Raw genomic sequence first — 26,934 nt, forward strand, 5'->3', positions numbered from 1 at the left:
CCGCCCGCCGGAGACGACGGTTCGATCCCGCCGGCCGATGCGGAGGTCACGCCGTCGTGGACAACACCACCGCGACGCCCAGGGTGGCGCCCATCAGGGAGAGTTCGACCGCGCCCAACCTGATGAGCGGCCCCAGGCGACCGCTGCAGGCGGCGGCGAGGGTCCGCCTGCGGTGCAGGTGGCCGATCACGACGAGCAGCACCAGCGCCACGGTCTTGGCCAGGATCAGGTGACCACGGGGGCTCGTCCACAGCGCTTCCCAGCCGTCCAGCATCAGGATCCCCGCGAGCAGACCCGAGGCACCGACCGCGGCGACACACACCAGTGCCGCCGCGCTGAACCGCGGGATGGCCCGGCGGAGCTGCTCCGGGAATTTCCGGAGGTGGACGACGAGCGCGAGCAGACCACCGATCCAGACACCCGCAGCCACGATGTGGACGCCGAGGGAGAGGGCGGAGACCACGATCGCATTGTCGTGATGGGCCGCATGACCGGTCAGGGCGCCGGGCAGCAGCGCACCCGCCGCGGCCACCGCCAGCAGCCAGGTGCCCAGGGCACCGGACACACGCTCGACGAACAGGACGAGCAGCAGCGCGACCCACAGCGTGACGGCACCGGCCATGAAGCGGTCCGTGCCGATGAGTGCACGCATCAGCTCCGGACGGGACAACACCTCGGCGGCCGGGACGCCGGCGAGCTCGGACAGGGTCAACAGCGACAGCGCGGTCGCGCCGGCCAACCACACCCACGCCCATCGCAACGCCACCCGCCGCAGGTGCGGGCCGGCCGGATCCGGGTGGCGGGTCGCGGTCAGACACCGCACGAACAACACCCCGACGACCGCGATCCCCGCGAGCTCCTGGACGAACTGCGCCACCGGCAGGCCGGCCCGGGTGAAGGCGCCGGCGTCGGGCAACCCCACCAGGACGGGCGGCACCGGCGGCGCGGTCAGCCAGCGCGACACCAGCGTCGCCGTCACCCCGGCGAGCACCATCGCGATGACGACGAAGCGGGCGCCGGGTCGTCGACCGACCTGCGGCGCGCCTCCGTGGGACGCGACGGCATCGGTGGGCGGCTGCACCTCGGCGCGGGGCCGGGCACTGTCGAGCAGCTGGACCATCGGACATCTCCTGGGTCTCGGGTCACGGCGGACTGCGCGGGCGGGCGGGACGTCATCCGGTGGTCGGCGAGCTGCGGTGCGGCGGGGTCCTCGGCGCGGCGCCCCGTCGGCACGACACGGTGGGTGCCGTCGTGCGCGACGGTGATCCACCGCCGTCGGACCACGGCCGCCCGGAGGTCCGGACGGGCACGACCGCGCGAAAGGATCGGACACCGATGGCCAAAGCTCACCGGTACCTCTAGTCTGACGGCCACGGTCAGTCACCGGAGCCCTCGCGTGGGGGGGTCCTGACCCCCCAGAACTGGGGGTCACGCGACGATCGGGTGCAGAAAGAGCACACAGAGTCACCACGAAGCCGGGGGGTGTGCAGATGCCGGTTCGCCGCCTGAAATGCACGGGAGCCGACCGGTCGACGCTGGGGTGAGCCCACGGTCGGCCCCGCGAGGCCGGCCTGACCTCGCCGTCGTCGATGCCCGATCGACCGGTCGGCTGCGACGGCGTCACCGGCCGTCCTGATCCGCCGATGCCGACCGCCGCCGTGGACGAACGACGCCGCGGACGCCGCACGCCCGGCCGTCCGCCCGCTGACTGCACCGTCGCGGTCCGCCGCGGAAGCCCTCTCCGAGCCACACCAGGAGCCCGAATGAATGCACCGCCGAGCGCCCGGGCATCCGTCACCGAGCGGAGGCTCAGCGTGGGTGGCCGGTTGCGGATGTTCTGGGGCGTCGCGCTCCTCGTCCTGCTGCTCATCGCGGCCGGTGCCGTGCTCGCGAGTCGGGCGCTCGCCCGCGACCAGGCGCTGCAGGACGCGGAACGGATGACCGACCGGCTGGGCCGGTTGGTCATCGCCCCGCTGCTCGGCGATGCGCTCACCGGTGACGTCGCGCGCCGTGTCGAGCTCGACCGCACCGTCGCGAACCGGATCGCCGACGGTTACCTCGCCGAGGTGACCGTCTGGACCGTGGACGGCACGGTGGTCTACGCCAGCGACGCCGCGGACGTGGGGATGCAGGTCGACACCCCGGTCGAAGTGGCGGCGGCGATCACACAGGACGTGCGGAGTGCCGACTTCGCCGAGGAACGCGAGGCGGCGACCCAGGATCACGGCCCGTCGGGATCCGGCTACGTGGAGGTGTACGTCCCGCTCGCGGTGGCCGGACAACCGAAGCTCGCGTTCGAGGCGTACTACGACTACGGCCGGGTGAACGAGATGGCCAACTCGATCCTGCGGAGCCTGCTGCCCCTGGTGCTGATCCCGCTGGTGATGCTGCAGCTCATCCAGGTCCCGATCGCGGTGTCGCTGGCCCGTCGGGTGAAACGCCACGAATCCGAACGCGCCGCCCTCCTCGAGCGCAGCCTGACCGGGTCGGAGAAAGAGCGCATCCGGATCGCCGCCGATCTGCACGACGGGCCCATCCAGGACCTCGCCGGCATCGGCTACGCGCTCGGTGCGGTCAGGGTGTCCGCCGCGGAAGCCCAGCAGCCGGTGCTGAGCACCGTGCAGGACTCCGTCCACCGCGCCATCGATTCGCTGCGCCGGATGATGGTCGACCTGTACCCGCCCGACCTGAACGCGGCCCAGCTGCCGGCGACCATCGCAGACCTGACCGTCCCGCTGCGCGACAGCGGCATCGCGGTCGACGTGCAGTTCGACGACGAGCCGATGCCGGAACTGGACCCTTCCACCGTCACCGCGCTGTACCGGGTGGCCCGCGAGGCGCTCGCCAACGTCGCCGAACACAGCCGGGCCACCGCGGTGACCGTCAGGTTGGCGGTCGACACCGGGGGCGACGGCAGCGGAGACGGCGGCACCATCGTCCTCAGCGTCACCGACAACGGTGTCGGCATCGATGTCGGCGACCTCGACCGGCGGGGAGAGGGCCACCTCGGTCTGCGTCTGTTGCGTGACCGGGTCGAATCGCTGGGCGGCACCTTCGCCATCGGCCCCGCCGGTGATACGGGAACCCGCGTGAGTGCCGCACTTCCATGGGGTGGCGGGACGGCTGCGGCGACGTCGTGACCCACGCGACCGGTGGTGTTCCGGCGGCGGAGGCTCCACCCGGCCGCGACGCCACGGTGTGCCGCCCGCGCGGGGCACCCCCCTCATTAGGGGTGGACACCGGAGAACCCGCCCAGGATGCTCGAAGTCGGCGGGTGCGCGTGACGGCGCCGACCCGACTGCTCCGGCGAGACGTCGGCAGGACGACTCTCGCGGATGACAGGAGGAGGTAGCCGGATGGTCAAGGTCATGCTGGTGGACGACCACGCGTTGATCCGTGCGAGCCTGTCGTTCCTCCTCCGCGAGACAGCGGGATTCGAGGTGGTCGGCGAGTGCGCCGACGGCGCCGAGGCGCCGGAACAGGCGCGCCGGCTCCGTCCCGACGTCGTCCTCATGGACGTCAACCTGAACACGACCTCGGGCATCGTCGTCACGCGGGATCTGCTCCGCATCACGACCGGCGTGCGGGTGCTGATGCTGAGTGGTTCGGTCAACGCACGGATACTCCAGGAATCGGCCCTCGCCGGAGCCAGCGGCTTCGTGTTGAAGGGCGGCGATCCGCGGAATTTGCTCGCTGCCGTCCAGGATGTCGCCGACGGCGGCACGGCGTGGCCCGCCAGGCATGCGGTGCGCGGCGGCCGGCCCGCCTGATCCCGCCCCGCCGAACCCGGTGACGCCGCCGCCCAGGATCCCGACCGATCGCGATTCCGCGTCGTTGAGTTCCACAGCCCGCCGGTGGAGGATCGGGTCGTCGGGCCTCCGGCGGCAACGGTTCCTGCTGCGCGGCCTCTGACGGTGGCGGTGGCGATCAGGTGCTCACGTCGCAGCGGTGGTCCGCTCGACCGACCGAGCACCCCCGCTCACCGCTTCGATTCTGGCGTCAGAAGTGTCTGCCCTCGTGCAGTCGCCCGCACCAGCCGGTACGGCAGTCTCTCGTTCACCCTCTGCTCCACCCCGTCCGCTCACGCGTCGATGCACACTCCTGGACCAATCCAGCCGCACATTTTCTCTACTCCACCCCGATTGCCAGCCCGAACCGGCTGGTCGATAATCAGGTCGAGGGGTCGACAGACGGCGGTGGTCACTCTCCGTACGAATCGACACCCCGGTGGGCACGACCCCTGCAGCGAAAGGTTGCCCCGACCATGTCCGAGGCCGCGACAGGTGGTTCCAGGTTCAGTCGACGATCGGTGATCACCGGCGCAGCCGGTGCAGCGGTCGCCACCTCGCTGGTCCTCGGCGGAGGCAGGGCGGAAGCCGGCGTTCCCACCGGCGCGTGGGGGCACGGCGGTGCGGCCACGCTCCGCGGCGCCGATGTGGTGGTCAAGCTCGGCCGTACGCGCCAGGGCAAGTTCGGACTCATGTTCCCGAATCTGAAGCCGTACACGCCGCCGGAATCGGCCCTGACGAGGCTGGCGGCCACGATGGTCGACCGCCGTCCACCCGCACCCGATCCGTCCGCCGCGCGGGATGGTTTCGACAATTTCGCCGTGCCGTCCGGGTACACCTTCCTCGGTCAGTTCATCGACCACGACATCACTCTCGACCACACACCGCTCGAACAGGCCACCGCCGATCCCCAGGGAATCCGGAATTTCGAATCGCCGGCACTGGATCTCGGTTCGGTCTACGGCCGCGGCCCTACCGCCGACCCGCACCTGTACGACACGGCCCGCAGACCCGCCGGGTTCCTCAAGGTGGACATCCGTGACGGCGTGGAGGATCTACCTCGGGACGCGAGCGGCAAGGCTGTCGTCGGGGACGCACGCAACGACGAAAACCTGATCATCGCGCAATTGCACGCTGCATTCCTCTGCCTGCACAACACGCTGATGGAAAGCGGGATGAGCTTCGCCGCGGCACGACAGCAGGTGACCTGGCGCTATCAGTGGTTGGTCGTGAACGACTACCTGCCTCGGATGTGCGGTGCGGACGTCGTCCAGTCCATGCTCGAACGGCCGAAGACGGGCCTGGGCCTGCGGTTCAAGAACAGCCTGTACAAGCCTCAGAACCTGACCAAGCCGATGATGCCGCTCGAGTTCGCCGTCGCGGCCTACCGCTTCGGCCACACCATGATCCGGCCGGAGTACGAGCTGCACGACAACCACACGAAGCCGATCTTCGGTGCCGAGGGCTACGACCTGCGGGGGCGCCGGTCGGTGCAGCGGGAGGACCGCATCGACTGGAGCTACTTCTTCGACATACCGGGGATGTCGGTTCCCGAGGGCCGCAACTTCGCGCGGCTCGTCGACGCCAAGCTGTCGCTCCCGCTGGCCACGCTCCCCGCCACCGTCGTCGGTGACTCACCTGTCGCCGCACTGGCCGAGCGGAACCTGTTGCGGTCCGTGCGGCTGGGCCTGCCCGGCGGCAAGGCGGTCGCGACGGCCATGCGGCTCACGCCGCTGACCGACCAGCAGCTCGGAGTCAACGACCCCAAGCTCGGCGGGGATGTGCCGCTCTGGTACTACGTCCTCAGAGAAGCCGAAGTACTCAAGGGCAGCCGCGTCCTCGGCCCGGTCGGTGCCCGCATCGTGGCCGAGTGCATTCTCGGTTTCATCGCGCTCGACCCGACGTCGTACTTCAGCTCCGGATTCACCCGCGAGCCCGGGTACGGGATGGGTGCGTTCCTGGTGGAGGCCGGGGTGGTCCAGCTCGACGAGCGCATGGCGCCGGATCCGGAAGTCCCGGACCTACCGGAGGAGCCGGAGCTGCCCGAGGATCCAGGACTGCCGGAGGCGCCGGACGCTCAGGAGCCGCCGACCTGATCCTCACAGGCGGACGACAGCCGCCAGAGCAGCCGACCGGTGACCTGTGACACCGGTATCGGCCCGTAGACGCGGGAGTCGATGGACCGTTCCCGGTTGTCACCCATCACGAAGACGGTGTCAGCCGGGACGGTGACCGGTCCGAAGTACACGCCGTCGATGCTCGCGTGGTCCACATAGGGCTCGTCCACCGCGATCCCGTCGACCTCCAGCTGGGCGTCCTTGATCGCAACCCGGTGTCCCGCTGTCGCCACCACCCGCTTGATCGCGAGGTCACCGTCGGAGGGGCTGGAGAAGGTGACGATGTCGTCCCGCGAGATGCCCTGCGAACCCTGACCTCTCGCGAGGGCGAGGGTGTCGCCCCGGCACACCGTCGGCTCCATGCTGTCCGACGTCACCGTCACGGAATCGATGACCTGCGTCCTGACGACGACCACCGCGATCACCACGATGGCTGCCGCCAGGAAGGCCTTCCGGTTCCGACGCCGGCCGATGGCCCGCTGCATGTCAGATGGGGGTGGGCGGGTCCGCCCAGATCGGATCGTTGTCGTCGAGGTCGCTCTCCTTGAGCCCGACACTGAACTGGTGCATCATGTCGTGATCCTCGTGCGGCAGGTTGTGGCAGTGCACCATGTACTTGCCCTTGTGCGGCCCGAACTTCATGATGACCTTGACCGTCTCGCCCTCACCGACGTAGACGACGTCCTTGGGGCCGAGCTCGTAGTTGAAGGGTGCGCGACCGTTCCGGCTGAGGATCTTGAAGTCGATCAGGTGGATGTGCACCGGATGGAACCACCCGCCTGAGTTGTTCTGGATCTCCCAGACTTCGGTGTCACCCAGATTCGGATCGGCAAGCACCTTCTTGTATCCGGAATCCACGACGTCGTGCCAGCTCTCGCCGTTGAGGTTCCACTCGTTGGTCGTGTCGTCGCGCTGCACGCGGATGTTGCGGACCTTGAACCTGCCCGTGTCGACGAGGTTCATCACCTCGTTGCCGGGGTTCAGCGTTCCCGGGATCGTCGACGACGTGGGGTCGTTCTTGTCGAACGGGTCGTCCACCACGTCGAATGCCATGATCTTGCCCGTGAAGTCGTAGTCGCGGTTGTTCGGATTGCTCAGGTTCCGCAACTCGATGCGCTGCCCGGCCTTGAAGTTCCGGAAATCGATCAACACCTCGTACCGCTCGGCGCTGCCGTGCCGCCACGATGTCACCTGCTGCGATTTCGGCATCAATCCACCATCGGTGGCCACCATGTACATCGGCGCCGCGGGGGAGGTCGTCGGGCGGTAGGACCGCGAGATCGACGCGTTCAGGAAGCGGAAGCGGTAGACCCGCTTCTTGACCTTCATCACCGGCCACGGCGTGCCGTTGGCCAGGATCACGTCGCCCCACAAGCCCGAGTGGCTGCGGTCGTCGTACATCTGGGATCCGTTGGCGGCGAACATCATGTCGGACAGGGTCACCGCGACGTCGAATTCGCCTTGGGGCAGCAGCGCCTGTTCCTGCGGGTCGTGCAGGTGGTACTGCGACGCCAGGCCGGAGTAGGCGTTCTGCGCCGTGTAGTGCACGCCGTGGTCGTGGTACCAGAGCGTGCGCGCGTTTTGGAAGTTCGGGTACTGGTACGTCTTCTTCTGGCCGGGGGCGGTGACGTCGCTGGCGTAACCGTCGTACTGCGGAAGCGATGCCGACCCGTGGAGGTGGGTCGAGATACCCATCGGGGTACCGAATGTCGGGTGCGCCGGCGGCAGGTTGTTGTACATGGTCATCTTGATTCGGCGACCCTGCTGCACGTCGATCCGCTTGGCGGGTACAAGTCCGTCGTAACCGAGGACCGGCGTCTGCAGACCGGGAACGATGCCGGCCAGACCGGGAACGGCCTTGATGTGGTACTCGTCGAACGGGCCGTCGGCATCCGTGCCGACGGTGGGCGTGAGGACGCCGAGCCGGGTGAACGGTGCGGCGAACACCTTGGGCATCTTGGACGTCGGGAGCAGGCTCGCCGAGGAGGCGCTGACGCCAGCACCCCAGGGCAGGGCCAATCCCGCAGCCCCGGCGGCCGCCAGACCGCCGAGCTTGAACACATCGCGCCGTGACACAGCCATGAGAATTCCTTCGACCCGGAGACGTTGACGAGTGGGATGGCGATATGTCGATCCAGGACTCAGGTCTTCGTCGACCGTCCCCGCCACTGGGTCAAGAATCCCGGAGCGGCTCACGATCAGGAACCCCGATCAGGGGGGGATGGAGTCCCCTAAAGTTGGGGAGCACGTGACACCCAGTCACCGACTTGGTATACGTGCGTGCAGGAAACCGGACATCCGCGCATCGAGCCCTGCGAGCGGTCACTCACCGCGCACGGCGTGCGGCATCCTCGACGCGGAGCCGGAACGGGCCCTGCGCTCCTGGGGTGAGGCCGCTGTCGCGGACGTCGCCGACACCCTGAACCCGCTCACGGAGTCGATGGCTTCGTCAACCGCACCGTCTGCCGGTGGAGCTCGCGACGGCCCGGGACGCAGAGAGGTGTCGCCCGGTCGGTCCGGAGACGGGACGTCCAACTCGTCGTGGGTGTGGATGGTGTGCTCGCCCCGGTGGGGCGCCGGCGTGCCTCGGGTCGCTGTCCGCACCCACCGGAACAGCGGTGGAACCGCAGGAGCCCACGTGGCCGGGTTACGGGCGGCTTTGTTCCGCCACGCCGGAAGCGGCTCGGCCGGTCGGGTGCCGCCGTCGCGCCGTGGTGTCCACGGACCGGCGCGACAGCGCTCACCGCGTGACGCCGAGAGCCGGTCTGCGCGTCGACGCCCACGACACACGTCGCCGAGGCCGTGCGGCCCAGCGCCCTGTTGGTCGTGCCGATGCGCCTCGAGGACACCGACGGCCGGGAACGCAGAAGAGCGTGCGGCGGGCCTGCCGGCCCGCCGCACGCTTGGGTGCGGGGTGGATCAGCCAGTCAGAGCGAACGGAGCGCTGACTCCCAGTTCCTTGCCGCTGCCGTCGAACAGCTTGGCGACGATCTGGCCGGGGTTGGTGGTCCCGGTCAGCGCGGTGGTACGGAACCGGCCGTCGAAGGTGGAGCCGGTGGCCGGGGCCACCGCCGCGACCAGTGCGGTCGGACCGGCGTACTGGGTGCTGAAGGTGCCGTCGGCCGACTTGCGGTAGAACCGGACGACGCTGGAGGTCAGGGCCGGCTGGTCGGTCGTGCCCTGGATGCGGGTGTCGGCGTTCTTCCACCGGCCCGAGCTGATGGTGACCTTGGCGGAGGCCACCGGCGTCGTCGCTGTCGCCGCACCGGATGGAGCGCTGGACGACGCGCCGTACAGCGCCTTCACCGTGAACGAGTACTTCGTGTCCGAGGCCAGCCCGGTGACGATCTGGTTGGTGTCGGTGGTGACGACCGGCTGGGTGGCAAGCGGGGTGATCGTGCCGTCGGCGGCCACGGTCGAGGCCTCGACCTGGTATCCGGTGACCGGGGTGCTGCTACCGGACGGCGCGACCCACTTCAGCGCCACCTGGCCGATGCCGGCCGTGGCGGCCAGACCGGTGGGGGCGTTGAGCACCTGGGCGCCGGCCGGCTTGTAGAAGCCGATGGCCTGCTTGGAGATGTTGCCGGCCCGGTCGATGGCGACGGCGTGGATCTCGGTCAGCGCGGTGATGGCGATCGGGGACCTGTACAGCTGTGCGGTGTCGCCGGGCAGGTCGCCGAGGACGGCCTCACTGCCGTCGGTGGTGAAGTACACGTCGGCCGCACTCTCCGAGCCGAGGGTGACGCTGGTTGCCTCGACCGCGGTCTCGGCCGTGTTGCCCGAAGCCGCCGGGTTGATGGTCAGGTTGGGCGCGGTCTGGTCGGCCGGCAGCTCGCCGGTGCCTGCGGTGGGAGCCGGCTCGAACGGGTCGCCCATCTTGGCGCCGGCCACCGAGCGGACCTCGACCGTGTAGTCAGCCACCGCCGGGTCGACGGCCAGGGTCGCGCCGGTGGCGCTTGCACCCACGCGGCTGCCGACGAATGTGCCGTCGGCCTTGAGCGCCGCGACATTGTAATTGGTGATGGCAGGCGTACCCGCAGGGGTATCGGCCGGCGTCCACTTCACGGCGAGCTTCGTCTTGTCCGCGGAGCGGGTCACGGTGTAGCTGGCCTTCGGGGGGGCAGAGTCAGCGGGACCGGCGGGGCAGCCGCCCATGCCGGGGCCGCCGAACTCGCCGAACTCGGAGATGGTGAGGCCCTGGCGGTTCGCGTCCGCGTCCTCGACCTGCCAGGACATGAAGCGTTCGACCTGCGTCGCGGCGGCGGTCTGGGCCGCCTTCAGGGTGTCGAAGTCGAAGGTGGCGGTGAACCTCCCGTCGGCCATCTCCAGGTTCGAGGAGTAGCCACCCTTGGGGGCCGGCGCGAGGCCACCGGTGACGGCGCGGACATCGCGCTTGCCGACGAGGGCGGTGAGGTCCGGGTTCACGATCCGCACCTCCGCCTGGCCGGCGATGACGTCGGGGCCGTAGGTGCCCGTGACGGTCACGGTGTTCCCGCTGAGGGCAGCGTGCGCGGCCGCACTGCCGGTGCTCGTGATGGTGTCACCGCTCGCACCGTCGGAGAACGTGATCGAGACCTTGTCGCCCTTCTGGATGTCCGGGGTCACGTTGAGGCCGGTGCCCGCGCCCCAGCACACCCCGCCGGGGTGGTTGATCTCGAAGGCGACGTCGCCCTCGGCCACGGTGCCGACCGCAGACCCAATTACCTGGCTGCCGCGGGTCACGGTGACGGTGGCCGTCTCGCCGATGTGGTCCTGGTAGCCCTCGATGGTGACGAAGTCACGGTCCGGGAACACGACGACGTTGTCCGGGTACGTCGGTACCGCCGCCTGTGCGACGCCCATGCCGACTGCACCGGCACTGAGGATGCCCATCGCTCCGGCGACAATCATCGGGAGCCGGCGATGCCCGGTTCCTCTCGACGGGGTGGTGGCCACCCCTCGTTCGATTCTGCTCATTGCGCGTCTCCTGCGACGTAGGCGGGACTCGGTCCCGAGGGGAACGTGACCTCTGCGGTCCATGCCCTCCACAGTCGACGTCGCCGGCCCCCCGTCGGCAGCCCGATAGAGGGGGTCCGCGGCCCCCCATATTTGGGGAAACCGATTGATTGCGGGCGAGCCTCACCGGCCGGATCCGGGGGCGTCTGCACGGGAGCACCGGCGCGGGATCCACGATCATCACGGGCACCGACGGCCGGTTGGCCCTCCCAGCGGCCGACACGAACGGATGATACATTCGTCGTCAATCGCCCCCATGGGGACGAATCGGAAGGCGACTGTTACTGTCCGTGCACAGAACTCGGGACTGCCATGACCTTAGATGCCCCAATGGGATCAGATGAGGCACGTCGAACCGGGTTCCGGGACCTGACGATCCTGGTCGTCGACGATCACCGTTCGTTCGCCGATCTGCTGTCCGTCGCCTTGAACAGCGTGTCCGGGATGCGGTGCGTCGGTACCGCCAGCTCGGCGGCCGAAGGGATCACGCTGGCTGCCCGCCTCAAGCCCGACATCGCGGTGATGGACATCCAGATGCCCCGGCAGGACGGGCTGGCCGGGAGTCGACGCATCCGCGAGGCGTCCCCGGACACCATCGTCGCGGTCGTCACCGCCCACCGGGACCCGGAGTGGGTGTCCAAGGCCGCCCAGGCCGGCGCCTCGGCGTTCATCCCCAAGGACGGCTCGCTCGACGAGATGATCGGCGTCCTGCGCCGCGTGCGCCAGGGGCACATGCTGGTGGCTCCGTCGGTCTTCGGCCCGTCGACGTCGACCCACCGTCACGAGCCGGAGACGCAGGCGAACCTGACCCAGCGGGAGTTGCAGGTCCTCCAACTGCTCGGACGCGGGACGACGGCGACCCAGGCCAGTCAGATCCTCGGCATCACGCTGAACACCTGCCGTGGGTACATCAAGTCCCTGCACCTCAAACTGGGGGTCAGCAGCCAGCTGGAAGCCGTCGTGAAGGCGCAGCAATTAGGGCTCATCGGACCCGGCGACGAACGGTGAATGCATCGGGGTCCGCGTGCCCCCGGGGGATCGGCCGGCTGCCCGTTCGACGCCGCGGCTGCCCCCGGGTCCGCCGCGTACGGGGAGCCGGAGAATGCACGACGGACCCCCAGCCGGATCGATCTCCGGCCGAGGGCCCGTTCATGGCGGTGGCGGTGGGATTTGAACCCACGGAACGCTTTCACGCTCACACGCTTTCGAGGTCCGCACGGCAGCATTCGCCGAGGACCGCATGGTCGAGGACCTGTGGCGGTGGCCAATCTAAGAGCATGGCTGAACTGCGCCGGACGCCAGCGAAGGAGACTGAAACTGAGACTATGGGCCTAAGCAACTAGGGCGAAAAACGACCGTCGGACGCACACCGGAACTTGCGGCGTCGCCGCGGCGCGGAACCTTTCTGCCTAGGCACGGCTCGTAAATCATGCCATCGGCGCTGTTGTCCCGGGCTCTCTGGTCTGCGGATCCCGGCAGCAATGGGCCCTTGACCCCCAGGTAACGGGCAGAACAACATCCGTTGCGCTGCAACCGAGTTGGCGTCATGCACTGTGCCTGAGGTGCGCATGTGGCGCAGGGTGCTGAGCCTGTGGACACTGCAATGACACGCCTCCGACGTCTGCGCGACGAGGTCGCTGCTGAATCGCTTGGCCTCCGACCGAGAGCAGCAGCCTGGCCGAGAGGGCGGTGGAACCGCGCCGGACACCAACGAACGAGATTGAATTGATACAGATAGGGCTCATCGCAATCTACGGTCTCGTGCTGGTTTAAACCCGCCGGCTCGATCAGCGGGCGACCGGCGGCTAGCCCTAACCAGGGGTCAAAATCCGACCACCCCGAATCGTGTACTAGTGCTTTTTATGCCCTACCGTCCGCAAACTTTACAGGTCACCGAGTAGTAGATGTCGTCTTGCTTTTCGTCGACGTCTTGCTGCACAACCAGCTCAGAGATTGGCGCTCCGCAGTTATCACAGCACACGTAAATTTCGCCGCCTGGCAGTGTCAGGACTTGGATGTCCGACTCGACCAGCGCCTCCTGGATAGCCATCAGGCGCTCAGCATTGTTCCGGAAGCCCATGATGAGGTTGACTGCCGCGTCTACATCGTCGGTCCGGAGATCCACCCACAGGAGGTGACTGATGATTGTCGGCAGTGGCGTGTCGTCCAGGATCACCGGGATCACCCGCACTGTTGAGGCAGGAGCCAGGCTCCTGTTCAGCCCAGTCGCGAACTCGGTCTCCACCCACCGTGCACCGTTGGCGTTGGTAGACCAGCAGGCCAAGATCTGGTCCATTGTCTCCAGGCCCTCGTTGACCTTCAGCGGGATCGAGTCGCCCGGTCGCATCGCCCACTCATCGAGCCATACATCTGCGCCGGCCAACTGGAGCTGACGGCTCAACGCTCGCACTCGTGGCTTGTCGCGGTGGTTATGGGACATGAACAGCTTCACCGCTGCAACCACCACTCGTCGCCTGCGCTCTGGAGAATCTTGGCCTGCTTCATCTCGTCTAGCAGCACCTTGTTCTTGCTGTCGGACTCGCCGGGCAGCGAGGCCAGCAGCTCGGCGAGCTTGAGTCGATCGCTGTACGGGTTCTGGTCCTTCTCGTCCGACAGGCGCACGAACGTGCGGTAGACCTCCATCTGCGGCTCGGTCATGCGCTTCACGCTGCGCAACGCGTTCACTGCCACGCTCACGGGCACAGCAATTGGCACGGCGAGGTGCAGCCCGAACAGCAGCACGACGTTCGTCCAGACGACGCCCGTGATCTTGTCTTTAAAGCTGTTCATCGAGAACCACAGCTCCATGCCGGGAACCTTCGTGCCCTCCCGCTTCATCTTGCTGGCCCGGATCTCGTCCCAGTCATCGACCTTCAGGTTCTCCAGAATCTCCGGACGGGCCTGATTGTTATCGGCCTCTTCCTCTAGATCGGCGTAGACCTGCTCCTGGTAGTTGCGCCTTGCCTCACCTGGCTCTGCCGCCTCCAGCGCGTTGATCAAGCTCTCGTCGGTCTCTTCAAACTCGAAGTCTCGCGGCACGAACTGGAGCCGAGCAGCTAGCGCTTCGTTGTAGGCGCCTTGGTCCTCGGGATCGACCTCGTACGGGTTGCCCCCCTTGGCCAAGATGTCCCGCATCTTTTCAATACTTCCTAGCTCCACGATCGCCCCTTCTACGCCTCCGAAACATCCTCTGACGTGCTCAAATAGCTCCAGATGTTCGACGCACACGTTAACCTAATTGTCGGCACCACTGCGACGCCGCCAAGCCCTGTGACATGTGCAACGACGTCGTGATCGTTCTGGGTGATGGCCATCGGCTCGACACCAGCAACGGACCCGCGGGAGCGATGTACGGCCGACTCGAGCACCTTCGAGGCCCCGCCCTCGGGTTCCGCAACCCAACCAGTTACAACGCCTGATCGCTGCTCGGGAACGGCGGGTTCAGACCAGCACTACACCGTCGATGCGATGACACACTGATAGTCAGCTCCAACGTCACCGAGGGCACTTTCTGTCATCTGCGGAACAACCTGCCGTCGACCCCACGATAGCGAGGACTACGACAGCTGAGTGAACATCTGGCCGATTTCCCTGTCTGTTCGTTGAGCTTCCGTCATGGAGTTGATCGCGTTGATCAAGCGAGTCTTGGAGGAAGGCTCTGACCGGCCGCGTTCGACGGCTTGCGACGAACGCATTGCACGATAGTCGGTGTCGTCTGGTTCGTAATTGTCATTCCATTTTTCATTGATGCGGACCCGAACCTGTTGGAAAGCGGACTCAAACTGTGTCCAGCTAAAGTACCGCTGTGACACAACCTCTAAGTGGTTAACCCACCCGTTCGCGGGGTCGCGCCCGTCGACGCTATCGAGTATCGCATCGAATTCGCTGTCCAGCCACTGTTCGAAGCTATCGCGGAACGCTTCCTCGTCCGCAGAATCCGGACGGTAGCCGACACATTCTTCGACCCAAGTTTTGAAGGCGAGTACGTGGTCCCATTCCGACTCCTCGGTCACGCATTGGCACCAATCCTGGAATAGCTGTCTGCAACTGTCGAACTCCTCGACCGTAGTAGGCACCTTGTGTGACGTTTTAAGAAGGTCCGTTAGGGCACGTATCGAGTCCGCATCGGGATAATGGTAACGGCTGAGAACCGGCGGAAGTCGGAGAACTTGATCTGCAATCCAGCCATCAATATGGAGATCGAAAACCGAGCTGGACTCCAGGAGGGATTGAAGGATCTCTGTCGCGACGAATTGCTGCTGGTCGGAGCCGCGTTCCCAGGCTGCACGGACTAAGCCAGCTATCTTAATTGGGTCGTGTCTGATGGCCGAATCGAGCCCCGGATATTTCAGTTCCACGTTAGTTCTCGAAGGTCTGGCGTAGGCCAAGATTTGAGCCAGTTGCACGCCGTCCGTGGCGTGGTTGAGGACGTCCGCCACGTACTCTGGCTCGGAGTCTAGGAAGGCGAGCACGAAGTCGCGACAGCTCGGATCATGGAATGTCACCACCAGGCCGAGTAACGCGGGGATGCCCTGCGCAATTCGTATCCAACTGCCCTCCAGCTGGGCGATCGCGCGTCGATATTCGATTGGAGACGCTTCTCTCTTGGAAGCTGTGCGCAATTCCGCCATCGGCGCGCCAGACGTGGGGAATGACGCTAGGTGCATCAAGATCGTACGAGCCGGCTCACTAAGCGCTTCACGGAAGCTCGGACCCCAAAGGAGGACTGGGTGATTTAGCGCGTTGAGCATCCGGGTGGCTAGCGGCCCCGGCGAGATGCCACTCTCCTCCTGTCGAATCGTCTGCTCAATCAGGCGCGGCGTGAAATTCGCATGCTCGACGATTCTTAGGTGAACTTTTTTTGATACGAAATCTTGAATCAGTCCCCTATCGAGGTCGCTGAAGTAGAGGTGATTATATAATATATGAGCGCGGTGTATTTTCTTGTAATCTTGGACCTGAACCACGCATTCCCGGGCTCGCAAGCCTGCGCGTTCGATTGGCTCGTCCCGCAACTCGGCTTCGCGAAGTATATGGGTTCTTGTAGTGATTACAAGTCGCTTTTCATCTGAGGCGCCTACGCGCCGGATCAGGCGTGCGAGAGTCGCACCACTGTCGTTGCTGAGCCGCTCCTGGATATCGGTCTGGCCGAATACATCGTCGAAATAAAATAACTGCTTCGCTTCTCCCGTCCATGCATCCCAGCACTTGGAGATTTCGTGCGACGCAAGGGGAACAATCTGCCAGCCTTCCTCCCAGTAGGTCAGAGCGAGCATGTCGCCTAACATGCTTTTGCCGACGCCTGGTGCCCCCGTAATTACGCAGACTCGCTTGTCGCTCAACACTTGTTGAGCGACAGCAAAACTTGTCGTATGCACGTACAGGCGGACACGATCCTGGACCTCCTCCATCAAGGCGCTGCTGCGCTCCCAGATGCCGCTCTGCACGATTCTCTTGATAACTCCAACGGAGGCCATCCATAGCTTGAAGTGGTTGATTTCCACCTCTGGGAAATCGGTCAAAAGTTGATTAAGATCGCGTTGTCCAAGCACTTGGCTGGAGTCTGATATATGGGGCTCTAGGGCGTCGACTAGGGTGTCCTTTTGCGTGATCGACAAATCCTGGGAGGTGACGAAGTAGTATTCGTCAGGTGCTTCTCGGTCCATCTTCGGCTTTTCTTGCCGAGCGGCCCGCTTGAGCTCGCTGAAGGTGGACCCGCGGTAATGTTTGCATTGCACTACAATTTTTGTCTGGCCCATCGTTGATCGTAGGTCCACCCCACCGTCAGGTCCGTGCGCGAAAGCCTCGAAAGCGACATTCAACTTCTCGCGCAAGAGGTCGCAAACCAAAAGCTCGAAATCTCGCGGTGACAGAGTCCGGAAATCGTACTCAGGCAATTGCACCCCCGCTGGATATTTCCTTCTCCATGTTCTGCCGTTCTGGTCGAGCGACTATCTTGTCCACGAGGCCATCGCTATGCGCATGATTCGGCAGGTTTGGCGGACTCAACTTCCGCGCACCCGAGCCGCTTGAATGAGTAGAGAAAGTCCTCACGAGTCGACCACGCCGGCGGCGTCCGCGTCAGTCTCGTCGAGAACCCAGCGGAGGTAGGCCGGGTTGCCGCCAACGATGGGGGTAGCGATGACGCACGGCACCTTATAGCTGTGCCGCTGGTTGGCTTCATCGACGATGCGGTCCACCAGAGTCAGCCGCGTGTGGAGCGCGACGCGCACCTCCTGCTCGTCCTCGACCTTGCCGCTCCACCTGTAGATGGCGCGGATTGGCGTCAGAATGTGACCGCACGCGGCCAGGCGGCGGTCCACGAGCGACCTGGTGAACTCGGCCATCCATGCTTCGTCCGGCGCCGTAACGACCAGCTCGCACACCTCATCCATCTGAATTAGTCGACTCGGCACGCAGCTGGACGATAAGGCTCCGCGCGGCCGGTTCCGCGTGTGCCATTCCCCCCACCCCCCGTCATCATCTTGCTGTCGTAGCTAAGCCCCACCCACGGGCCGGTCATCTGCTGTCCGTCCGGTCACCAGTAGTGTCCGTCCGGTGAGCGCTACCCCACCAGGCCACGAGCCGCCCCGCTGGCGGGTCTTCGGGGAACGGACGTTATACGACAACCCGTGGGTGCGCCTTGTGATGGTCGACGTCGAGCCGCCCGATGGCAGCCGGTTCGAGCACCATGTTGTGCGGTTGCAGCGGGTGATTCTCGCGGTCGCGCTGCGAGCTGGGGGCAGTGAGGTGCTGATGCTTCGCCGCCACCGGTTCGTCACCGATCAGGTCGGATGGGAGTTGCCGGGCGGCATCGTCGACGGAAACGAGGACTCGGTCACGACGGCGGCACGCGAGACGGAGGAGGAGACCGGGTATCGGCCGGTCGGGGCGGGGCGCAAGCTGGTGGAGTTCCAGCCGATGATCGGCATGGTGGACACCCCGCACGAGGTGTGGGTGTTCGACCAGGTGGTAAACGTCGGTGAGCCTACCGACGCCGTTGAAGCTGGCACCGTGGGCTGGATCCCGTTGAGCGATGTCGTCCGAATGATCGACAGCGGCGAAGTGCTCGGGGGCGGGTCTGTGACCGGCCTCCTGCGCTACTTGGTAGACCACCCCCAGGATTAAGCAGCCCGTTGCAGGGCCGCGATCCGACGCTGCTGGCGTACGGACCCAGTGCGGATGCTCACTCGCTTCGCCTGGCTGATGTGCAGGCGCCCGGTCTCCTGGTCGGCCTCCCGGAAGGCAACCGCCGCCAGGTCGACGAGCACACCGGCCTCGGCCCGACCGAACCTCCCCTGGACTGATGCCAACGACGCACGCAACTCGGGCCCCGCTGCAGGATCGAGAAGTTGAGCGAGTGTGTGACCACGCCAGCGGGCGAGGTTGGCATCGTCCAGCCGCAGGTAGGGCGTCAGCTGCTCGTCGCCCGCGCTGGGCAACCCCTGTTCGGCGTCCCGTAGGCGTTGGCGGGCCTCCGTGGCTTCACCCAGCCCGGACAGCGCTTCCGCTTCTGCGGCCGCCAGCCAAGCGACCAGCCGCTTCGGCAACTCCGACTCGTGGTTCGCCGCCCTAATCAAAGCGACAGCGTCACCGCAGCGCCCGGCGTCAATCAGGGCGAACGACTGCTCTCCCATCGCATGAGCCAGCAGAGCAGAATCGCCGGCTTCCCGGGCCGCCGCCTTGGCCTGCTCGAACGAGACCCAAGCCGTTCTGACGTCACCAGCATCGAGTAACTGCCAACCCACCAGAGAAGCCAAATCGGCGATGACCATAGCCATCCTGCGGCGATCCTCGGGGTTAAGACTGAACATCAACCGGTTGTTCGCATCATCGAGCAACGTTCGCGCCTGGTTCAGAGCAGCGGGCGCACCCAAGGATCCGTCCAGCTCCCTAACCACCTGCACCTGGCGCCGCAGGTGATCCGTCGCTTGCTCCACGCCAAATTGCGACTGTTCCAACATCGAGGTCAACACGAAGGCTGGCTGGCCTGACGAACGAGACGCATCGAAAATGTCCTCGCCGAAAACGTGTTCCAGCCAGCGTCGATAGGTGGCGTCGGGTTCAGCCTTGCCGTTCTCCCAGCGCGAGATTGTCGAATTGAGCAGTTCGGGGCGCGGGATCGATTGGCCCTCTCTGGCTGCAACAGCCGCGAGACGGGCCGCCAACTGAATCTGCGTCCAGCTCCGTTCGAGGCGTGCAGCTCTGAGCTGGGACACCTGGGACTCCTCACGTACCGCGGCGAACCCCCACGGGTCCGGTCGGACGTTGTGCATGCCGAATGGCACCGACAGCGCACAAGCGCTGCAAAGCAAAAGCCAACCGGAGCCGACTCCAGCCAACTAGCCGTGGCATCGGCCGCGGGATGAGCTGTTCGTGCAAGCAGCGGAACGGGTGAGGAGGACCAGGGCGTCCCCCGCCGGACATGAGCGGAACACAGCGACAGCAAGGAGAACGAGATGCAGTTTCGGGTGGACACACAGGGGACGACTTTCATTGTCGGCGGCGTTCGGGGGGTGGTGGGTTTCGAGTCGAACGCACCGGTGCTGGACAAGGCGACGGGTCTGCAGATGTTCGACGTGGATGTGATGGCGGTGGCGGCTGGCGAGCGCCCGGAGCAGCTGACGGTGCGTGTCGCTGGTCAGCCGGCTGGTGTGGACATCGGGTTGCGGGTGCGGATTCACGATCTGGTTGCCCGGTCGTGGGAGATGGGTGATCGGCACGGGATGTCGTTCCGGGCGTCGAGGGTCGAGCCGTTCGCAGCTGGGGGCCGGGCTACCGGTGATGGGAAGGCCGCGTGATGGTGCGGCAGAACGAGGACCACGACGACTTCGTCGGGGATCTGATCGTGGCCCTCCTCCGGGGGCTGTGGGTCGTGGTGCGGTGGCTGGCGCTGCGTCCTGCGTTGCTGGCGGTGCTGCTCGTGTTGGGCGGCATGTTCGGGCTGTGGGGTTGGAGCGGGGTTGCGGTGGGGGCGTTGTTGCTGGTCGTCTCTGTGCTGGGCCTCGGCTTGCTGTGGCGGTCGATGTTCTACCGGCTTCTGGTCGACCCGTGGCGGCGTGCGCGGGCGCGGCGGCGGTATCGGCGGCGGTGGGCGAGTGCGCTTGATCTGTGTGGGCTGGCGATGTCCCGCGGTGGCCAGTTGTTGGTGCCGCGGCTGCGGGCCGTACAGGTGGGGACGCTTCGGGACCGGCTATTGGTGCACTTGGTGATGGGGCAGTCCGTTCGCGACTACGAGCGTGCATGCCCGGAGTTGGCGGCGGCGTTCGGCGCGCAGTCGGCGCGGGTGTTCGCAGACCGTCCGGGCCGGGTGTGGCTTGAACTGGCGCGGGCCGATGCGTTGGCATCGGTGGTGCCGGCTTTGCCGATTCCCGCCGAACCCGATCTGTCGGGGGTGGTGGTCGGTTTGCGGGAGGACGGGGAGCCGTGGGTGCTGTCGTTGTTGGGCACGCACGTGTTCGTCGCGGGTGAGACCGGGTCGGGCAAGGGATCGGTGATCTGGTCCGTGCTGCGGGCGCTGGCGGTGCCGGTGCGGTCGGGGCTGGTCGCGGTTTGGGCGGTCGACCCGAAGGGTGGGATGGAGCTGGGCTTCGGGCGGCCGATGTTCGCCCGGTTCGCTCACGAGTCGACCGAGACGATGGTGGCGCTGCTGGAGGAAGCGGTCCGCATCATGGATACGCGCTGTCGGAAGCTGCTGGGCCACAGCCGGTTGCAGGTTCCAACGGACAAGGAGCCGTTGATCCTGCTGGTGATCGATGAGTTGGCCTCGCTGACCGCCTACGAGACGGACACCAAATTGAGGGCCCGGGCGACAGCGGCGATCTCGGCGCTGCTTTCTCGGGGCCGGGCGGCGGCGGTGGTGGTGCTGGCGGCTGCCCAGGACCCCCGCAAGGAGGTGGTGTCGTTCCGCTCGCTGTTCCCCACGAAGGTGGCGCTGCGGCTGGATACCCCGTCACAGGTCGACATGGTGCTCGGGGATGGGATGCACGCGATGGGCGCTGCAGCCGACCAGATCCCTGGCTCCTCGCCGGGTGTCGGCTTCGTAACGGTGCAGGACGTACGAGAGCCGATGCGTGTTCGCGCCGGGTGGGTGTCGGACGCTGACATCCAGGAAGTGGCCGCACTTTTCCCGGCGCCGGCCCACGCTACTTGTGACGTCGAGTTGACGGACCACTCCCCCGTCGCCGGGGCTGAATCGGGTCTTAAGGGTGCGGCATGACCGGCGTGGGTGCGGCTGATGGCGGCGTCGGTCCGGCGGCTGCGGTGGTCGCGGCGACAGCGCGGGCGATAGCGGACTGCAATGGCTTGGACGTGCAGACGGCTCGGGAAGCGGCTCGGCGGGTGCTGTCTGTGGATTACTGGCGGTGGCAGGCGCAGGCCCGGGGTGCTGGGTTCTGTGCGCGCCCGGTGCGTGTGTCGGGTGGTCGATCGGTGCTGGGTGCCAGTGGTCTTCGCCAGGTGTATCGCACAGACGGTGAGCCGGATCGGGTGCTGTTGATTCGGTGCGGGAACCGTCGGGCGTCGGTGTGTCCGCCGTGCAGCCGGGAGTACAAGGGCGATGTGTGGCACCTGCTGCATGCTGGAACGGCCGGCGGCTCGAAGGGGATGCCGGAGTCGGTTGCCGCGCACCCGATGTGGTTCGTGACGTTGACTGGCCCTGGCTTCGGTGCGGTGCATGGTGCGGGGTGCGGGCGCGGAGGGTCCGGGCGGAGCGCCAGCGGAGGCCGGGCGTGCAGCGCCCAGGTGACGTGCGTGCATGGCCGGCCCCGTGTGTGCGGGTCGGTCCACTGCGAGAACGATCCGATGCTGGGTGAGGCGGTGTGCCCGGATTGCTACGACTACCCGGGTTCGGTGGCTTTCAATTGGGCGGCGCCGGAGTTGTGGCGGCGGTTCACGATCGCGCTGCGGCGGCGGTTGGCTGGTCGGTTGGGTATCTCGGAGGCTGAGCTCGGTCGACGGGTTCGGGTCTCGTACGCGAAGGTCGCGGAGTTCCAGCGGCGTGGGGTGGTGCACTTCCACGCGATCATCCGCCTGGACGGCGCCGGGGACGGGCATGTTCCGGTCAGGATCGGGCTGGGTGAGCCGGAGATCGCCGCCGCTATCCGGGCGGCGGCCGGGGACGTTGCGGTGACCGCCCCGACAGGCATGGCACTTCTACGGTGTTGCGGTTCGGCCGCCAGGTCGACGTACGGGCCATCGTTCAGGCTGACGTTCTCGACGGGGCCGGTGGGGTGTCGTCGGCGATGGTCGCGGCGTACATCGCGAAGTACGCGACGAAGGCCGCGGAGGACTTCGGGCTCCATTCGACGGTGCGGACCTCGTCGATGGCCCATACGGCGGGACTCCGGCCGCACACCGTGGCGTTGATGTCGGCCGCTGAGGAATTGGGCGGCTTGGAGCACTACTCCGGCATGATCCGCTGGCTGCACATGTTGGGCTTTCGCGGTCATTTTACGACGAAGTCGCGGAGCTTCTCGGTGACGCTGGGGGCGCTGCGGCAGGCGCGGCGGGACTATCAGGCAAGCCGTCGGCAGCAGCCGGCCGAATCGTTCGATCCCCCCGTCACACCGGTTACGCCCGGTGCTGGCCAGCTCGACACCCCGGATTGCGGCGGGACTCTGCTCGATCCGGCGACCGAGTCGGAGCTGTCGACCGGCGGAGACCCGGAAGAGGTGATCGAGGTGGTGGGTGACTGGAAGTTCTTAGGGCTCGGGTACACGACGCCCGGGGATGCCTTGCTGGCTGCGCATGCGTACGCCGACCACCTGGTGGACCGGTCGTTGGCCCGGGAAGCGGCGCGGCGGTGAGTCGGCGCCAGATGGAGCGGGCGCAGTTGCCGCTTTTCGACCTTGCGCCGATGCCGGGCGGAGCCGTGCAGCCAGCCCCGGGGCGGGTGCCTTCTCGGCTGGGGGGTCACGGAGTCAAAGGGCCCGCCGGGGCATCGCGCAGCGACGCGGCGGTGCCGTTGATGGGCGGCGAGCTGACTGGATCCCGTGGACCCACCGGCTCCGGCTCAGATGAGAAGACCAGCGCCCGCACGGGACGCAGGACCAGGAGGAACGGCGATGACTGAGGTAGCGACGGCGCGGATCGTGCTGACGATCGAGGAGGCCGCGGAACGGCTGGGGATCGGGCGGACGTTGATGTACTCGTTGGTGGCGTCCGGCGAAGTGGAGTCGGTGCAGATCGGCCGGCTGCGCCGGGTGCCGACAGACGCGTTGACTGACTTCGTTGCTCGGCTGCGCGGCGTCGGCCTGGTCAGGGACCCGGGGTGATGGCGGTGGCACGGAAGCCGAACGGCGCCTCGAGCATCTACCAGGGCGCGGACGGTTATTGGCACGGTCGGGTCACGGTGGGTGTCACCGATGATGGGCGGTCGGATCGTCGGCATGTGATGAGCAAGTCGCAGGCGGTGGTGACGAAGAAGGTCCGGGAGTTGGAGCGGCAGCGGGGCGACGGGTCGGTCCGTAAGTCGGGCAGCTCGTGGACGGTTGCGGCGTGGTTGACGCACTGGCTGGAGAACATTGCGGCCCCGTTCGTGCGGGAAAACACCATCGCCGGGTATCGGGTGGCGGTGAATGTGCACCTGATCCCGGGTGTGGGGCGGCACCGGTTGGAGCGGTTGCAGCCCGAGCACCTGGAGACGCTGTACGTGCGGATGATGCGAGACGGAAAGTCGGCGGCTACGGCGCATCAGGCGCACCGCACGCTGCGGACGGCGTTGAACGAGGCGGTTCGGCGGGGGCATTTGAGCCGCAACCCGGCGGTGCTTGCGAAGGCTCCGCGGCTCGTCGAGCACGAGATGGAACCGTTCACGGTCGAGGAGGTGCAGCTGCTGTTGAAGACGGCGCTGACCGTGCGGAACGGGGCGCGGTGGGCGGTGGCCTTGGCGTTGGGGCTGCGGCAGGGCGAGGCGCTGGGGTTGCAGTGGTCGGATGTCGACCTGGACTCCGGGTCGTTGATGGTCCGGCGAGCACGCCTGCGCCCGCGGTGGGGTCACGGCTGCGGCGGGACATGCGGCCGGAAGACCGGTGGTCAGTGCCCGTCGCGCGTTGCTGAGCGGTCCGAGACCTCGGAGACCAAGTCGCGGGCGGGGCGGCGTGCGGTGGGTCTGCCGGGCCAGCTGGTGCATCTGTTGCGGGAGCATCGGGTGGCGCAGGAGCGTGAGCGCCTGGTGGCGGCGCAGTTGTGGGTGGACGGGGATTGGGTGTTCGCGACGCCGACGGGTGCGCCGATCAACCCGCGCACGGATTACACGGACTGGAAGCGCCTTCTCCTGGCCGCCGGCGTCCGGGATGCTCGGCTGCACGATGCCCGGCACACCGCGGCCACGGTTCTGCTGATTTTGGGGGTCCCGGAGCGGGCGGTCATGGGGATCATGGGCTGGTCGCACAGCGCGATGGCGGCTCGGTACCAGCATGTGACCACGGCTATTCAGCGGGACATCGCGGACCGCGTCGGCGGCCTGATCTGGTCTGGTCCTGGCGACGGTCGGTAGGCGGTGGCCGCGGCACAAGGCGGGTGGTGCTCAAGCCCCCCGGAGTGCATGCGAGGAGTACGAGAGGCGCCCGCCGACGGTGGGCGCCTCTTTCGTTTGCGCAGTTGACGGCCTGGGCTTCTCCGTCACGGCCGATGCGCTCGCGTGCGGCTGGCGAAGGCCCTATCGAGACTGGAACTGAGACTGGACGCACAACGCCGGGCTACCCGTGGAGGGGATGCCCGGCGTTTGTGCTGCTCAACTGCGGTGGCGGTGGGATTTGAACCCACGGAACGCTTTCACGCTCACACGCTTTCGAGGCGTGCTCCTTAGGCCGCTCGGACACGCCACCGCGGAGCACTTTACCGGAGCCGCGGGGTGCTCCGGACCATCGTCAGGCCGGATCGCCGTCGCGGTGGGTGCGGAAGAAGTCGCGCAGCAGCGCGGCGCACTCGTCCTCGAGCACCCCGCCGACGACCTCGACCCGGTGGGTCAGCCGACGGTCGCGCAGGACGTCCCACAACGACCCGGCCGCGCCGGTCTTGGGTTCCCAGCAGCCGAACACCACGCGCTCGACCCTGGCCAGCCCGATCGCCCCGGCGCACATCGTGCACGGCTCGACGGTCACCGCCAGGGTGCATCCGGTCAGCCGCCACGCACCGAGCCGGGCGGCCGCGTCGCGCAGCGCCTCGATCTCGGCGTGCGCGGTGGGGTCACCGGCGGCCTCCCGCCGGTTGTGACCGCGTCCGACCACCGCACCGGTGGCGTCGAGGACGACGGCGCCGATCGGCACGTCACCGGACGGCAACGAGTGGCGGGCCTCGGTCAGCGCGCGGCGGACCAGCGGCTCCAGCTGCTGCCGCAAGGGGTCAGAGCTTGTCGATGACGCGCTGCAGCTCGTCCTCGAAACCGGCGCGCCGGGCGATCACCACGAGCTGCTCGTCGGGGTACATCTCGTCGTCGTCGACGATGAGCTGCATCTCCTGCTCGGGCACCCCGAGGTCGGCCAGCAGCGCCATGTCGCCCTCCGGCCAGGCGTCGTCGTCGACCTCGTCCTCGTCCGGGGTCTCGACGTGCAGCAGGTCCAGCACGTCGGCGGCGAGGTCGAAGTCCAGCGCGGCGGTGGCGTCGGAGAGCAACAGGGCCACCCCGCCGGGCACGGGCCGGATGACGACGAAGAACTCGTCCTCGATGCAGACCAACCCGAACACCGCGCCCTCGGTGGCGACCCGGCGCAGGCCGGTGATGATGCCGTCCAGATCGTCCAGCAGCTCGGGAGCGAGCAGCGAGCAGCGCCACTTACCTTCGGCGCGGACTACCGCCACAGCGAAACCGTCGGTGCTCACGCGGGGAACGGTACGCGGGCGGGTGCGGGACGGCCAACACGGCCGGGCGACCCGTGCCGACGCGCACGTTCCGGGGTGTGTCCACACCGGATGCTGGCGGCCGGACCATCGTTGCGACAGGATCGTGGCTCGTGACTTCCTCGTCGATGCCCCACCAGGGTGACGGGCCAACCTCTGGAGGCATCTTGTCGACTCCCCCGCCGGGCGGCACGCTGCCGCCGGTGTGCGTCCTCGGGCTCGGGCTGATCGGCGGATCGCTGCTGCGGGCCGCCGCGCCGGCCACCACCGTCTACGGCTGGTCGCGCAGCGCGGACACCCGGGCCGCCGCCGCCGGGGACGGCTTCACCGTGCTGGACGACCTCGACGCCACCCTCGACCGCGCCCGCGCCGACGACGCCCTGGTGGTGCTGGCCTCGCCGGTCACCGCCTTCCGCACGCTGTTGAAGTCGGTCCACGAGCGCGCCCCGCAGGTCCGGCTGACCGACGTCGCCAGTGTCAAGGGCAGCGTCGCGCAGTGGGTCGCCGAACTGGCCCCCCGGACCCGGTTCGTCGGCTCGCACCCGATGGCCGGCACCCAGCACTCCGGCTGGGAGGCCGGATCCGCCGACCTCTTCGCCGGCGCCGCCTGGGTGACCTGCCTCGACGAGGACGCCGACGTCGCCGACTGGGTGCCGGTCGCGCGCCTCGGTCTGGCCGTCGGGAGCCGCATCGTCCCCTGCGAGGCGGTCGCCCACGACCGCGCGGCGGCGCGGATCTCCCACCTCCCGCACCTGATGGCGTGCGCGATGGCGCAGGTCGGCGAGATGGGCGGGGAGCTCGCGATGGCCCTCGCGGCCGGCTCGTTCGCCGACGGCACCCGCGTCGCGGCCACCCGGCCGGAGCTGATGCGGGCGATGTGCGAGAACAACGCCGCCGCGCTCGTGGACGCGCTCGACGACGTGCTGGGCATCCTCGGGGTGGCCCGGGCGTCGCTGGCGTCGACCGGTTCGCTGCAGAAGATCACCTCCGGTGGCCACGACGCCCGGATGCTGTTCGAGGGGCGCGGCGCTGACCTCATCTCCGTCCAGCTCGACGGCGACGACCTCGTCGACCAGCTGCTGTCCGTCGGCGTCGCGGGCGGCCACGTCAGCGGGATCACCGGCCCCGACGACGCCCCGCTCGTCGACGCCCACTACCCCGACCCGGCCGGCCTGGACTGACGGCCGGCGGGG

The 26,934-nt window shown here is 67.3% G+C and carries 21 protein-coding genes, 1 tRNA gene and 1 pseudogene; 11 read left to right on the plus strand and 12 right to left on the minus strand.

Annotated features, from left to right (window positions below; all coding sequences use genetic code 11):
• Window positions 1-46: 46 nt before the first annotated feature.
• The gene (locus DB033_RS20800; RefSeq protein ID WP_157970746.1) at window positions 47-1,120 is read right to left on the minus strand and encodes a copper resistance D family protein; all 1,074 of its coding nucleotides are present in this window, start codon (window positions 1,118-1,120) and stop codon (window positions 47-49) included.
• A gap of 643 nt (window positions 1,121-1,763) precedes the next feature.
• Between DB033_RS20800 and DB033_RS16690 the strand changes: the two genes are divergently transcribed.
• From DB033_RS16690 to DB033_RS21175, 3 genes are all read left to right on the plus strand, one after another.
• On the plus strand, window positions 1,764-3,140 hold the full coding sequence (locus DB033_RS16690) for a sensor histidine kinase (RefSeq protein ID WP_170315576.1): 1,377 nt from the start codon (window positions 1,764-1,766) through the stop codon (window positions 3,138-3,140).
• A gap of 216 nt (window positions 3,141-3,356) precedes the next feature.
• Window positions 3,357-3,770 carry a response regulator gene (locus DB033_RS16695; protein WP_157970747.1) on the plus strand — a complete coding sequence of 138 codons (414 nt, stop codon included), beginning with the start codon at window positions 3,357-3,359 and terminating at the stop codon, window positions 3,768-3,770.
• 494 nt (window positions 3,771-4,264) lie between these two features.
• Window positions 4,265-5,884: a peroxidase family protein gene (locus tag DB033_RS21175; RefSeq protein ID WP_205843958.1), complete on the plus strand. Its 1,620-nt coding sequence runs from the start codon at window positions 4,265-4,267 to the stop codon at window positions 5,882-5,884.
• On the opposite strand, the gene lepB is transcribed toward DB033_RS21175, so the two are convergent.
• The 3 genes from lepB to DB033_RS16715 form a co-directional block, all read right to left on the minus strand.
• Window positions 5,866-6,390 (minus strand): signal peptidase I, encoded by a 525-nt coding sequence (gene lepB / locus DB033_RS16705; protein WP_205843959.1) that lies wholly within the window; start codon window positions 6,388-6,390, stop codon window positions 5,866-5,868. The two genes, DB033_RS21175 and lepB, sit on opposite strands and share 19 nt — an antisense overlap.
• A 1-nt stretch (window position 6,391) precedes the next feature.
• Window positions 6,392-7,987, minus strand: a complete 1,596-nt coding sequence (locus tag DB033_RS16710; RefSeq protein ID WP_111768004.1) for a multicopper oxidase family protein — start codon at window positions 7,985-7,987, stop codon at window positions 6,392-6,394.
• An 837-nt stretch (window positions 7,988-8,824) separates the two neighbouring features.
• Window positions 8,825-10,747, minus strand: a complete 1,923-nt coding sequence (locus DB033_RS16715) for a fibronectin type III domain-containing protein (protein WP_157970748.1) — start codon at window positions 10,745-10,747, stop codon at window positions 8,825-8,827.
• Between the two features lie 483 nt (window positions 10,748-11,230).
• Here DB033_RS16715 and DB033_RS16720 point away from each other — a divergent pair, with 483 nt between their 5' ends.
• Complete coding sequence (locus DB033_RS16720) at window positions 11,231-11,908, plus strand: response regulator transcription factor (protein ID WP_170315577.1); 678 nt, start codon at window positions 11,231-11,233, stop codon at window positions 11,906-11,908.
• A gap of 859 nt (window positions 11,909-12,767) precedes the next feature.
• Here the strand turns inward: DB033_RS16720 and DB033_RS16725 are convergent.
• The 4 genes from DB033_RS16725 to cutA form a co-directional block, all read right to left on the minus strand.
• A complete protein-coding gene (locus DB033_RS16725) occupies window positions 12,768-13,352 on the minus strand; it encodes a toll/interleukin-1 receptor domain-containing protein (RefSeq protein WP_111768007.1) in 585 nt (194 codons plus the stop codon).
• Window positions 13,349-14,035, minus strand: a complete 687-nt coding sequence (locus tag DB033_RS16730) for a hypothetical protein (protein WP_111768008.1) — start codon at window positions 14,033-14,035, stop codon at window positions 13,349-13,351. The genes DB033_RS16725 and DB033_RS16730 overlap by 4 nt, the downstream gene beginning before the upstream one ends.
• Before the next feature lie 422 nt (window positions 14,036-14,457).
• The gene (locus DB033_RS16735; RefSeq protein ID WP_111768009.1) at window positions 14,458-16,803 is read right to left on the minus strand and encodes a restriction endonuclease; all 2,346 of its coding nucleotides are present in this window, start codon (window positions 16,801-16,803) and stop codon (window positions 14,458-14,460) included.
• A gap of 147 nt (window positions 16,804-16,950) precedes the next feature.
• A complete protein-coding gene (gene cutA, locus DB033_RS16740; RefSeq protein WP_111768010.1) occupies window positions 16,951-17,295 on the minus strand; it encodes a divalent-cation tolerance protein CutA in 345 nt (114 codons plus the stop codon).
• Between the two features lie 253 nt (window positions 17,296-17,548).
• Between cutA and DB033_RS16745 the strand changes: the two genes are divergently transcribed.
• Complete coding sequence (locus DB033_RS16745) at window positions 17,549-18,028, plus strand: NUDIX hydrolase (RefSeq protein ID WP_111768398.1); 480 nt, start codon at window positions 17,549-17,551, stop codon at window positions 18,026-18,028.
• Here the strand turns inward: DB033_RS16745 and DB033_RS16750 are convergent.
• Window positions 18,025-19,119, minus strand: a complete 1,095-nt coding sequence (locus DB033_RS16750; RefSeq protein WP_111768011.1) for an NsdA family TPR-like regulatory protein — start codon at window positions 19,117-19,119, stop codon at window positions 18,025-18,027. The two genes, DB033_RS16745 and DB033_RS16750, sit on opposite strands and share 4 nt — an antisense overlap.
• 240 nt (window positions 19,120-19,359) lie before the next feature.
• Between DB033_RS16750 and DB033_RS16755 the strand changes: the two genes are divergently transcribed.
• The 5 genes and pseudogenes from DB033_RS16755 (at window position 19,360) to DB033_RS16775 (ending at window position 24,398) form a co-directional block, all read left to right on the plus strand.
• Window positions 19,360-19,701, plus strand: a complete 342-nt coding sequence (locus DB033_RS16755) for a hypothetical protein (RefSeq protein ID WP_111768012.1) — start codon at window positions 19,360-19,362, stop codon at window positions 19,699-19,701.
• Entirely contained in the window at window positions 19,701-21,119 is a 1,419-nt protein-coding gene (locus DB033_RS16760; RefSeq protein ID WP_157970750.1) for an FtsK/SpoIIIE domain-containing protein, read from the plus strand. The genes DB033_RS16755 and DB033_RS16760 overlap by 1 nt, the downstream gene beginning before the upstream one ends.
• Window positions 21,116-22,707: pseudogene (locus DB033_RS21745) on the plus strand (replication initiator). Before DB033_RS16760 ends, DB033_RS21745 begins: the two are co-directional and overlap by 4 nt.
• 258 nt (window positions 22,708-22,965) lie before the next feature.
• Window positions 22,966-23,175 (plus strand): helix-turn-helix domain-containing protein, encoded by a 210-nt coding sequence (locus DB033_RS16770; RefSeq protein ID WP_111768015.1) that lies wholly within the window; start codon window positions 22,966-22,968, stop codon window positions 23,173-23,175.
• Window positions 23,175-24,398 carry a tyrosine-type recombinase/integrase gene (locus DB033_RS16775; protein ID WP_111768399.1) on the plus strand — a complete coding sequence of 408 codons (1,224 nt, stop codon included), beginning with the start codon at window positions 23,175-23,177 and terminating at the stop codon, window positions 24,396-24,398. Before DB033_RS16770 ends, DB033_RS16775 begins: the two co-directional genes overlap by 1 nt.
• A 244-nt stretch (window positions 24,399-24,642) precedes the next feature.
• On the opposite strand, the gene DB033_RS16780 is transcribed toward DB033_RS16775, so the two are convergent.
• The 3 genes from DB033_RS16780 to DB033_RS16790 form a co-directional block, all read right to left on the minus strand.
• A tRNA-Ser gene (locus DB033_RS16780) sits at window positions 24,643-24,729 on the minus strand.
• A 42-nt stretch (window positions 24,730-24,771) separates the two neighbouring features.
• Entirely contained in the window at window positions 24,772-25,242 is a 471-nt protein-coding gene (gene tadA, locus DB033_RS16785) for a tRNA adenosine(34) deaminase TadA (RefSeq protein ID WP_111768016.1), read from the minus strand.
• Window positions 25,243-25,246: 4 nt separating this feature from the next.
• Entirely contained in the window at window positions 25,247-25,723 is a 477-nt protein-coding gene (locus DB033_RS16790; RefSeq protein WP_111768017.1) for a tRNA adenosine deaminase-associated protein, read from the minus strand.
• A 185-nt stretch (window positions 25,724-25,908) separates the two neighbouring features.
• On the opposite strand from DB033_RS16790, the gene DB033_RS16795 reads away from it, so the two are divergent.
• A complete protein-coding gene (locus DB033_RS16795; RefSeq protein WP_240615949.1) occupies window positions 25,909-26,922 on the plus strand; it encodes a prephenate dehydrogenase in 1,014 nt (337 codons plus the stop codon).
• Window positions 26,923-26,934 lie beyond the last annotated feature (12 nt).

It is taken from the genome of Nakamurella deserti, assembly GCF_003260015.1.
Taxonomy (GTDB): domain Bacteria; phylum Actinomycetota; class Actinomycetes; order Mycobacteriales; family Nakamurellaceae; genus Nakamurella; species Nakamurella deserti.

Coding starts and splice junctions, on each gene's coding strand:
- DB033_RS20800 (WP_157970746.1), bottom strand. CDS start 1,120: ATGGTCCAGCTGCTCGACAGTGCCCGGCCCCGCGCCGAGGTGCAGCCG.
- DB033_RS16690 (WP_170315576.1), top strand. CDS start 1,764: ATGAATGCACCGCCGAGCGCCCGGGCATCCGTCACCGAGCGGAGGCTC.
- DB033_RS16695 (WP_157970747.1), top strand. CDS start 3,357: ATGGTCAAGGTCATGCTGGTGGACGACCACGCGTTGATCCGTGCGAGC.
- DB033_RS21175 (WP_205843958.1), top strand. CDS start 4,265: ATGTCCGAGGCCGCGACAGGTGGTTCCAGGTTCAGTCGACGATCGGTG.
- lepB (WP_205843959.1), bottom strand. CDS start 6,390: ATGCAGCGGGCCATCGGCCGGCGTCGGAACCGGAAGGCCTTCCTGGCG.
- DB033_RS16710 (WP_111768004.1), bottom strand. CDS start 7,987: ATGGCTGTGTCACGGCGCGATGTGTTCAAGCTCGGCGGTCTGGCGGCC.
- DB033_RS16715 (WP_157970748.1), bottom strand. CDS start 10,747: ATGGGCGTCGCACAGGCGGCGGTACCGACGTACCCGGACAACGTCGTC.
- DB033_RS16720 (WP_170315577.1), top strand. CDS start 11,231: ATGGGATCAGATGAGGCACGTCGAACCGGGTTCCGGGACCTGACGATC.
- DB033_RS16730 (WP_111768008.1), bottom strand. CDS start 14,035: ATGCGGGACATCTTGGCCAAGGGGGGCAACCCGTACGAGGTCGATCCC.
- cutA (WP_111768010.1), bottom strand. CDS start 17,295: ATGGATGAGGTGTGCGAGCTGGTCGTTACGGCGCCGGACGAAGCATGG.
- DB033_RS16745 (WP_111768398.1), top strand. CDS start 17,549: ATGGTCGACGTCGAGCCGCCCGATGGCAGCCGGTTCGAGCACCATGTT.
- DB033_RS16755 (WP_111768012.1), top strand. CDS start 19,360: ATGCAGTTTCGGGTGGACACACAGGGGACGACTTTCATTGTCGGCGGC.
- DB033_RS16760 (WP_157970750.1), top strand. CDS start 19,701: ATGGTGCGGCAGAACGAGGACCACGACGACTTCGTCGGGGATCTGATC.
- DB033_RS16770 (WP_111768015.1), top strand. CDS start 22,966: ATGACTGAGGTAGCGACGGCGCGGATCGTGCTGACGATCGAGGAGGCC.
- DB033_RS16775 (WP_111768399.1), top strand. CDS start 23,175: ATGGCGGTGGCACGGAAGCCGAACGGCGCCTCGAGCATCTACCAGGGC.